This is a genomic window from Gemmatimonas sp. (assembly GCF_027531815.1).
In the GTDB taxonomy this organism is placed as follows: Bacteria; Gemmatimonadota; Gemmatimonadetes; order Gemmatimonadales; family Gemmatimonadaceae; genus Gemmatimonas.
Genome location: NZ_JAPZSK010000008.1, coordinates 86,698 through 96,265, shown reverse-complemented (window position 1 = coordinate 96,265; position 9,568 = coordinate 86,698). Strand labels below are relative to the sequence as shown.

Sequence of the window (9,568 nt, the reverse complement as noted above, 5' to 3'; positions counted from 1 at the left end):
GGGGGGCGTGGGTTGGCGTGGTGTGCCCCGACAGGTAGCCCCTGCCCACAACCATAACCCCGCCCCAACGTGAAGGGTACGGGCCAGGGTAATGCCCTACCATCCCAGGGCCTTTGTCGGAACTGAGGGGGGGTGGGGGGGGGGTTTGTTGGGGGTGGTGGGCCCGTAATTTTTGGGGTGGCGTCGCCCCTCCCCCGGCCGCCTCTTGTTTTGGTGGGGGCGGGGTTGGGGCCGCGGGGGGGGGGGGGTTGGGGGGGGGGGGTTGGGGGGGGGGGGGGGGGTGGGTTGGCGTGGTGTGCCCCGACAGGTAGCCCCTGGCCTCGACCCTGACCCCGCCGCCTCGTGTATGGGTCGGGGCTGGGGTCTGGCCGACGCTGCGCTGGGCGTTGGGGGGGCGGTTCGGGGGGGCGGGGGTCGGCGTGGTGTGCCCCGACAGATAGCCGTGGCCTCGACCCTGACCACGACGCCTCCTGTCTGGGTCGGGGCTCGGGTCTGGCCGACGCTGCGCTGGGCGTTGGGGGGGCGGGGGCTGGGGAGCGCGGCGGGGGGTGGGGGGGTGGGGGGGGTCGGCGTTGTGTACCCCGACCCCGACCCCGACCCGTCAGCGGGTACCTTTCCAACGTTCGTCGTCTATTCCCGTCTCCCCATCCGCATGTTCGCGACCCGTTCGTTGCGCCGCGCCGCGGCGCTGATCTCGCTCGCCCTCGGCGCGGCTCCGTTGCCGGCGCAGACCACGACCAGGACCGCCCGGGCGTCTGCCGCCGCCGACAGCTTTGCGTTGGCCGCGCCCCTGCCCCTCGACCCTGCGGTGACGGTCGGCGTCCTCTCCAATGGCCTCCGCTACTACATCCGTCACAATGCCAAGCCCGAGAAACGCGCCGAGCTGCGGCTGGTCGTGAATGCCGGCTCCATTCTCGAGGACGATGACCAGCGCGGTCTCGCGCACTTCGTGGAGCACATGGCGTTCAACGGGACGACCAACTTCGCGAAGAACGACATCGTGACGTACCTCGAAGGCATTGGCGTACGCTTCGGCGCCGACCTCAACGCGTACACCAACTTCGACGAAACGGTTTACATCCTCCCTGTACCCACCGACAGCGCCGGCATCCTGGAGAAGAGCTTCCGCTTCCTCGGCGATGTGGCCAACGGCATCCGCTTCGACAGCAGCGACGTGGTGGCCGAGCGCGGCGTGGTGCTGTCGGAATGGCGCGATGGCCTTGGCGCGGGGGAGCGGCTGCGCGACAAGCAGTTCCCCGTGATCTTCCGCGGCTCGCGCTACGCCGAGCGCCTGCCCATTGGCAAGCCGGACATCCTGGAGGGCGCCAACCCGGGGCCGCTCAAGCGGTTTTGGCGCGATTGGTATCGCCCTGACCTCATGGCCGTGGTGGCGGTGGGCGATGCGGAACCGACACGGGTGGAGCGGCTCATTCGCCAGACCTTCGGCCCCATTCCGCGGCGAACCGGGGCGCGCGTGCGTGAGCAGGCATCCGTGCCCGCACACGACAGTACGCTCGTGACCATTGCCGCCGACGCCGAACTCACCACCTCGAGCGTGAGTGTGCTGTGGAAGCGCCCGCCCCAGGCGACGCGCACGGTGGGCGACCTGCGGCGCGACCTGGTGGAGCAGTTGTACAACGGCATGCTCAACCAGCGCCTGCAGGAGCTGGCGCTCAAGCCGGAATCGCCGTTCACCGGCGCCGGCGCGGGGAGCGGGGCGTTCGTGCGCGGCAGCGAAATCGTGTCGCTCGACGCGGGTGCCAAGGAAGGGCGCCTCGTGGAAACCCTGCAGGCGGTGCTCACCGAAGCCGAGCGGGTGCAGCGCCATGGGTTCCTCGCGCCCGAACTGGAGCGGGCCCGCACGAGCATGCTGCGCGCCTACGAGCGGGCATTCGCCGAGCGCGACAAGTCGTCGAGCGACGCGTTCGTGGACGAGTATGTGAACCACTTCCTCACGGGCGAAGGAGCGCCCGGCATTGCCTTCGAGTACCGGGCCGTGCAGCGCCTTATTCCCGCCATCACGCTGGACGAGGTGAACGCGGTGTCGGCGTTGCGCGCCGGCGCCGCCAATCGCGTGGTGACGGTGAGTGTGCCCGACAAGCCCGGGCTCGCCGTGCCCACCGAAACCGAGATCCGCGCGGCGTTCGGCGCGGTGGTGGCGGCCAACATTGCCCCGTGGACCGAGCGCGTTGCCGAAGGGGCGCTGGTGGCCGCCATGCCCACGCCGGGACGCGTAGTGAGTGAGCGACTCATCCCGGGGCCCGGCATTACGGAGTGGACGCTCTCCAATGGCGTGCGCGTGCTCATCAAGCCCACCGACTTCAACGCCGACCAGATTCTGCTGTCGGCGTTCAGCCCCGGCGGCGCGAGTCTCGTGGATGATGCCGATGCCTTCAAGACCTCCCTTGCCCCGGCCATCATTGCCGCGGGCGGTGTTGGCCAGTTCTCCGCCATCGACCTGCGCAAGAAGCTCACGGGCAAGGTGGCCACTGCGCAGCCGAGCATTGCGGACCTCAGCGAAGGGATGTCGGGCGCGGCCAGCCCCAAGGATCTCGAGACGCTCCTGCAGCTGCTGTACCTGCGGTTCACGGCCCCCCGTGCCGACAGCACGGTGTTTGCCGCCCAGCTGCAGCAATTCGAGCAGTTCCTGAAAAACAAGGACGCCAATCCGGCGGCCGTGTTCGGGGACACGATCCAGCAGACGTTGGCGATGGGGCATCCACGCGCCCGACCGCTGTCCGCCGGCATGCTGCAGGAGCTCGCGTTGCCGGAGCTGCTGCGCATCTACCAGGACCGCTTCGCGGATGCGGGCGACTTCACCTTCCTCTTCGTGGGCAACGTGACGCCCGAAGCGCTCAGGCCGCTGGCCGAGCAGTGGCTGGGGTCGCTGCCGGGCGGCAGTCGCCGGGAAGCTCCGCGTGATGCGGGCCCTCGGCAGTTCAGCGGCGTGATCGACAAGGCCGTTCGCAAGGGCATTGCCCCCCAGAGCCAGAGTGTCGTGCTGCTGGCCGGTGCGGCGCCCTGGACGCGCGCGGATGCGTACGCGCTCTCCTCGCTGGGCGAGCTGCTGCAGATGCGGCTGCTCGACCGGCTGCGTGAGGCGCTGGGCGGCACGTACTCGGTGAGTGTGAACACCGCCTTCTCCCGCCGCATTCGGCAGGAGTGGCAGGTGGCCATTCAGTACGGCTCCGCCCCGGCGCAGGCCGACACCATGTTTGCCGCCGTACGCAACGAACTGGCCACGTTGCGCAGTACCCCGCCCACCGCCGCCGAGGTGGAGCGTGTGAAGGAGCAGCAGCGGCGCGAGTTCGAGGTGCAGCAGAAGCAGAACGGCTACTGGCTGAACACCATCCGCACGCGCGTGGAGCACGGCGATGCACTGGACACGCTGGGCGATTACCTGACGCTCGTCAACGGCCTCAGCGCCGAGGCGCTGAGTGCGGCGGCGCGGAAGTTTCTCAGTGAGGAGAATCGGGCGCGGTTCGTGCTGCTGCCCGAAGCGTCCAAGTAGCAGCCCACCTTTGGGGAAGGGGCGAGAGGGAGGAACTGAAATTGGGAGAACCGGGGAAAAGGAGAAAACGAGGAGACTTGCTTGACGATCGTCTCAAACGATCAGGTGAGGGTTCTCCTTTTCTCTCTTTCTCACTTTCTCCCAGTATCAGTTCCCCGCTTTTCTCGTTTTCTCCGTAGTGCGCACCGAATCCCGGTGCGCCGCAATCACCCGTCGGATCGCCTCGCGAATGTTGCCACCGCTCGCGGTGTAGACCGAATCGAACCGGTCGAGGCGCTCGGCGTACACGCGCCGGGACATAAGCACGGCGTTGTTGAGCGGCACCCGCTCCACCCAGCCGGCGGGATAGGTGCGGAGCTGCGGCCCCACGGAGTCGACGAGGCGACGCCGGGCGCGCGTGTACACCGTGTCACGCGCCGCAATGCGCGGCGTCCGCGCGGAATCGGGGAGCGTGGCGAAGACGCTGTCGATCTCCTTCGCCGTGCGCTCCCAGAAGGCGCCCAGCAGCAGATCATCGTGCCAGTCGTCCTGCGCCCGGCGCAGCAGGGCGCTGTCCCCCCGGGCCCGAAAGAAGTGCTCGGCGCCGCGCCCCCCCACGAAGGTGGCGAAGCTTTCGTTGAAGCTCACCTGCCCCTTGGCGAAGAAGGTGGTGTGCAGCAGTTCATGCAGCACCGTGTTCACCAGCGTCACGCTGTCCGCCTTCACCGTGGTGCTCACCAGCGGGTCGTTGAACCACCCGAGCGTGCTGAAGGCGCTGGCGGGACCCACCGTGACATCGTACCCCTCGGCACTCAGTGCCTCCGCCGTTCTCCGTGCCTCCGTGAAATCGAAGAACCCCTTGTAGGGAAACCGCCCCACCACGGGAAACCACCAGCTCTTGCGCTCGAGACGGTCGGGGTACGCCGCGGAGACCACGAGCACGAGCGTGTCCCGATCGAGCTGCGAGAAGGTGGTGAAGCTTTCCTCCGCCTTGAGGCGCAGCGAATCGACCGCGAACTGCCGGGCTTCGAGCACGAGGGCCAGCTTGGCGCGCAGCGCCGGTTCCGTGGACTCGCGCGCCACGAGGCGGGGAATGGGCTGACGACGCGCCAGTATGCGGGCTTCTTCGTACGCCGCACGCGAGAGGTAGCAGCCCATGGGCGTAAGCCCGAGGAACGCCACGGCGAGCGTCGCACTGGCGGTGCCGGTGATCTTGAGGAGGCGGCGCCACTGCGTGCCAAGGTACCGGCGCAAGTGCTGCCGCGGTTCAGCTGGGTGAGGTATCATTCCCGGTCATGTCGTTCGTTCACCTGCACTGCCACTCCGAATATTCGCTGCTCGACGGGGCGAATCGTATCGACGATCTGATCACGCGCGCCCAGCAGTACGAAATGCCGGCGCTGGCGATCACCGATCACGGTAACATGCATGCCGCCTGGGAGTTCCAGGAGAAGGCGAAGAAGGCCGGGGTGAAGCCCATTCTGGGCATGGAAGCGTATGTGGCCCCGGGGGACCGGCGCACGCGCGGCCGGCCGGCGCCTGGCGTGAAGCCCTACTACCACCTGGTGCTGCTCGCGCGCGACCTGCAGGGGTACAAGAACCTCACGAAGGTCACGTCGCTGGGCTACACCGAGGGGTTCTACACCAAGCCGCGCATCGACCGGGAACTGCTCGCGCAGTATTCCGAGGGGCTCATCGTGACCTCGGCCTGCATGGCGGGGGAGGTGGCGGGGCACCTGCTGGACGACCGCCTGGACGAGGCGCGGGAGGCCGCCGCCTGGTACGCCGAGCTGTTCCAGGGGCGCTACTACCTGGAAGTGCAGGCGCACACGAGCGAGGGGCAGAGCCGGCTCAACGCCAAGGTGCTGAGCCTGGCCGACGACCTTGGCCTGCCGGTGGTGGCCACCAACGACGCGCACTTCCTCAAGCACGAGGATCACGACGCGCACGACGTGCTGCTGTGCATCGGTCTGGGGAAGGACCGGAACGACAAGGACCGCATGAAGTACGACGACGGCCTCTACTTCAAGAGTGCCGACGAAGTGCGTCCGTTCTTCCCCGGTCGTGAGGATGTGCTCACGAACACGCTCGCCATTGCCGACGCGGTGGATGTGCAGTTCGCGAAGAAGTACTACGTGCCGAACTTTCCGCTGCCGGACGGTGTGGCGACGGAAAACGACCTGCTGGTGCAGCTCGCCACCGACGGTGCCAAGGTCCGCTACGGCGATCCGTTGCCGGCCGAGGTGCAGGAACGCCTCGACTACGAGCTGGGGGTCATTACCAAGACCGGCTACGCGGGCTACTTCCTCATCACCGCCGACTTCATCAAGGCGGCGCGTGACCGCGGCATTCCGGTGGGTCCGGGGCGCGGCTCCGCGGCTGGATCGCTGGTGGCATACGCCACGAAGATCACCGATGTCTGCCCACTGGAGTTCGACCTGCTCTTCGAGCGCTTCCTGAATCCGGAGCGCGTGAGCATGCCCGACGTGGACGTCGACTTCTGCTTCGAGCGGCGCGGCGAAGTGATCGACTACGTGCGGCAGAAGTACGGCAAGGACAGCGTGGGGCAGATCGTGACCTTCGGCACGATGAAGTCACGCGCCGCGGTGAAGGATGTGGGGCGCACGCTGGGGTTCACGCCGGCCGAAACCGATGCGCTGGCGAAGCTCATTCCGAACGCCCCCAACAACTCGCTCACGGTGGCGGAAGCCATCGAGCAGGTGCCGGAGGTCAAGCAGTTCTACCAGACCGATGAGCGCTACCGGCAGCTGCTCGACTTTGCGGTGAAGCTGGAAGGGTTGTCCCGTCACACGGGGGTGCACGCCGCCGGGGTGGTCATTGCGCCGGGCCCGCTGGACGAGTTCGTGCCCATCTGCACGCAGTCGACCAAGGGCTCGGGGGGGGATGGCGACGAGCGCGTGATCGTGACGCAGTACGACATGACGGCGCTGGAGAAGGCCGGCATGCTCAAGATGGACTTCCTGGGGCTCACCACGCTCACCGTCATCACCGACACGATCAAGGCGGTGAAGCAGCGCACGGGCGTGGAGGTCACGCTCGAGGAGCGTGGCTTCACCGACGACAAGACGTACCAGGTGCTGCGCGCCGGCCGTACGGGGGGCGTGTTCCAGTTCGAAAGTGCGCTGGCGACCGACGTGCTCAAGCGCATGCGCTGCGACCGCTTCGACGACCTCGTGGCGTCCAACGCGCTGCTGCGCCCGGGGCCGCTCGACGCCGGCATGCACAACGTGTACATCCGCCGCAAGCGCGGCGAAGAGCCCACGGTGTATCCGCTGCCGGAGCTCGAGCCCATTCTGTCCAACACGTACGGGGTCATCACCTATCAGGAGCAGGTGATGCGTATTGCCCAGGTGCTGGCGGGCATTTCGCTCGCCGAAGCCGACGTGTTGCGCAAGGCCGTGGGCAAGAAAGACGCGGAGCTGATCAAGAAGGAGCTGGGCAAGTTCACCGAGAAGGCGATTGCCAAGGGCTACGACAGGAAGATCATCGAAGAGCTGGCCAGCCAGATCGAAACGTTCGGGCGGTACGGATTCAACAAGTGTCTGGTTGGCGATACGGAGATCTACGACGCCGCGACGGGCCGTCTCGTCCGTATTGCCGATGTGTACGAGGGGCGCGCCACGCTCGATGCCGTCGCCACCTGTGATGTGGATGCGCTGCGCCTTGGCCATGGCCGCGTACTCGACGTGATGGACAACGGCGTGAAGCCGGTCTTCCGGCTCCGTACCGAGTCCGGTCGCGAAATCATGGCGACGGGGAACCACCCGTTCCTCATGATCGACGGCTGGCGCAACCTCGAGGCAATCGGCGTGGGCGAGCACATCGCCGTACCACGTGCACTGCCGGGTGGTGCGCGTACTGAGTGGCCGGAGCACGAGGTCGTAGCGCTGGGCCATCTTCTGGCCGAGGGGAACCTCGGCCACCCGAGCGGCGTGTACTACTACAATCAGGACGAGGCGTCGATTGCCGACTTCACGGCAGCCGCCGAGCGGTTTGCGAACGTCCGTTGCACACGGACCACGCACAAGGGAACCGCGTCGATCTATACGGGGCGTCTCGACCGTGCGCAGCCCAACGGCATCTTCGAGTGGGCACGTGCGCTCGACCTGCTTGGCAAGGTCGCCACGACCAAGGAGGTTCCGGCAGCGGCCTTCGAACTCCCCGACGCGCAGATCGGCATGCTGCTTGGTCGCATGTGGGATGGCGACGGTCACGTGAACGCCGAGGATCGCTCCACGTACTACGCCACGGCGTCGAAGCGGCTCGCGCAGCAGGTGCAGCATCTGTTGTTGCGCCTGGGCATTCTGGGGCGCCTTCGCGACGTCACGTTCGGCTACGCGGGGGGACCGCGGGTCGGGTATCAGGTGTTCGTGACGGGGGTGGAGAACCTGCGGCCGTTTGCCGCGCACGTGGGACGCCACCTCGTGGCCCCGGCGAAGCGGGCAGCCATGGCCGCGATGCCGCTCGATGCGGTGAGCGGTCCGAGCAAGGACCTGGTACCGGTAGGGCCGGTGCGCGCGCTCGCGCGGGCGGCAAAGACGCGGCGTGGCGCCCCGTGGAGCGTGGTGGAAGCGGGCGCCGACGTATCCGCTCGCGATCTCTACCCGGTCGGTACGAATCCATCGAAGATCGGTTTCACCCGCGCCGTGGTGAACCGCCTGGCCAAGTACTTTGGTGATGCGGCGCTCGAACGACTGGGCGACAACGACGTGCTGTGGGATCGGGTAGTCTCGATCGAACCGGCTGGCGAACAGCGCACGTACGACCTCGAGATCGCCGATACGCACAACTTCGTGGCGAACGACATTGTCGTTCACAACAGCCACAGCGTCGCGTACTCCGTCGTCGCGTACCACACGGCCTTCCTCAAGACGCACCATCCCGCCGAGTTCATGGCGGCGCTGCTGTCGTCGAACATCGGGAAGACCGAAGAGGTCATCAAGTACATTGCCGAAGCCCGCGAAATGGGGCTCGAGGTGCTGGCACCGGATGTGAACGAGTCGGGGTGGCGCTTTACGGTGGTGGGTGACCGGCGCATCCGCTTCGGCCTGGGCGCCATCCGCAACGTAGGGCGCGGCGCCATCGATTCGCTGCTGGCGGCGCGCGCCGAGGGCCCGTTCACGAGCCTCTACGACCTGTGCACGCGCGTGGACCTGCGGGTGTTCAACAAGCGGGTGTTCGAGGCGCTCATTGCCGCCGGAGCCGGCGACGGCCTGGGGGGGCACCGCGCGCAGCTCATGGCGGCGCTCGATGCCGCCATGAGCGAGGCCACGCTGCAGCAGGAAGAGGCGGAGAAGGGGCAGGTCTCCCTGTTCGGGGATCTGCTGGGAGGCCCCGCGGAGGAGGTACACCGGCCGTCGGGGGCACCCGCGCTGCCCAATACCCCGCCGTGGGCGGAAAGTGAGCGGCTGCAGCGCGAGAAGGAGCTGCTGGGGTTCTACATCTCCGGTCACCCGCTGGAAAAATACCGAACGGAGTGCGAACTCTTCGCCTCGCACACGGTGGCCCAGCTGGGCACGTGGGTCCCCGAGCCGGTCACCATCGGGGTGGTAGTCACCGCCATCAAGAAGCAGATCGCGAAGCGTTCCGGCAACGAGTTCGCCCGGTTGACAGTCGAGGATTTTTCCGGATCTTCCGAGGTGCTGGTCTTTCCGGAGGCGTGGGGGGTCATTGCGGAGCGGGTACGCCCCGACGTACCTCTCCTGCTCAAGGGCGGCTACTCGAAGAAGGATCAGGGCGTCGAAAACGCCACGTTCATCGTAGACGGGGTCACGCGCTTCGAGGAGGTGCGCGCCAGCGGTGAAGTGGCGGTGGCGATCGACCTGGCTCCCGGGCTCGATCTCCCCGCCGCAATCATGGAGGATGTCCGCGCGAAGGTGGAGTCGCACGAAGGATCGGCTCCGCTCGAGCTGCACTGGCGCGACGCGAACGGGCGGGCGGTCCGCTTCCGGTCGAAATCGCTGACGGTCACGGCATCCCCCGCAATTCTTTCCGACCTTCGCGCGCTGCTTGGCGCCGACCGGGTGCGCCTCGTGCGCACCGGTGGCTGAGGAGCGG

The 9,568-nt window shown here is 67.4% G+C and carries 3 protein-coding genes; 2 read left to right on the top strand and 1 reads right to left on the bottom strand.

Going from position 1 to position 9,568, the window contains the following annotated elements; genetic code table 11:
* The first annotated feature begins 652 nt into the window (after positions 1-652).
* Complete coding sequence (locus O9271_RS11830; RefSeq protein ID WP_298269833.1) at positions 653-3,511, top strand: insulinase family protein; 2,859 nt, start codon at positions 653-655, stop codon at positions 3,509-3,511.
* Between the two features lie 147 nt (positions 3,512-3,658).
* Here O9271_RS11830 and O9271_RS11825 read toward each other — a convergent pair whose 3' ends face one another.
* Entirely contained in the window at positions 3,659-4,744 is a 1,086-nt protein-coding gene (locus tag O9271_RS11825) for an aminopeptidase (protein WP_298269830.1), read from the bottom strand.
* A 41-nt stretch (positions 4,745-4,785) separates the two neighbouring features.
* On the opposite strand from O9271_RS11825, the gene dnaE reads away from it, so the two are divergent.
* On the top strand, positions 4,786-9,561 hold the full coding sequence (gene dnaE, locus O9271_RS11820; RefSeq protein ID WP_298269826.1) for a DNA polymerase III subunit alpha: 4,776 nt from the start codon (positions 4,786-4,788) through the stop codon (positions 9,559-9,561).
* Positions 9,562-9,568 lie beyond the last annotated feature (7 nt).